Genomic DNA, 748 nt, shown 5'->3' with positions numbered 1-748 from the left:
CCCTGGCTCTCACCCTCCTCCTGCTCCTCATGGTGCTGCTGCAGTCCCCGTTGCGCCGCGCCCTCGCCGCCCCGGTGATGCAGACGTGGACGACGGTGTTCGTGGCGGTGATGATCCAGGCGCTGCCGTTCCTCGTCCTGGGCGTCCTGCTGTCGGCGGCGATCGCGGTGTACGTCCCCCCGTCCTTCTTCGCCCGCGCCCTGCCCCGCCGCCCCGCGCTGGCGGTCCCGGTGGCCGGTCTGGCGGGCGCGGTCCTGCCGGGCTGCGAGTGCGCGTCCGTACCGGTCGCGGGGGCGCTGGTGCGCCGGGGTGTGACTCCCGCGGCGGCGCTCGCGTTCCTTCTCTCCGCCCCGGCGATCAACCCGATCGTGCTGACGGCGACGGCGGTGGCGTTCCCGCGCAACCCGGAGATGGTCCTGGCCCGTTTCGTGGCGAGTCTGCTGGTGGCGTGTGCGATGGGCTGGCTGTGGCACCGTCTGGGCCGCACGGACTGGATGCGTCCACCGGCTCACGGCCGGCATGAGGGCCAGAGCAAGGGCGAGGCGTTCTGGGACGCGACCCGGCATGACGTGATGCACGCGGGCGGTTTCCTGGTGGTGGGCGCGATGGCGGCGGCGACGCTGAAGGCGGTGGCCCCGGAACACTGGCTGCGGGCGGCGGCCGACCATCCGGTCGTGGCGGTGCTGTCGCTGGCGGTGCTGGCGGTGGTCCTGTCGATCTGTTCGGAGGCGGACGCGTTCGTGGCGGC

The 748-nt window shown here is 73.7% G+C and carries 1 protein-coding gene; it reads left to right on the top strand.

Features of this window, described 5'->3' with window-relative positions:
• Window positions 1-748, top strand: a 748-nt coding sequence (locus tag BZL64_RS35565) for a permease (RefSeq protein WP_107430415.1), incomplete at both ends; no start/stop codon positions are given.

The organism is Streptomyces bobili, from assembly GCF_002154575.1.
Lineage (GTDB): Bacteria > Actinomycetota > Actinomycetes > Streptomycetales > Streptomycetaceae > Streptomyces > Streptomyces bobili.
The sequence above is the reverse complement of the archived record's forward strand: the minus strand, read 5'-3'. Positions and strand labels throughout refer to the sequence as shown.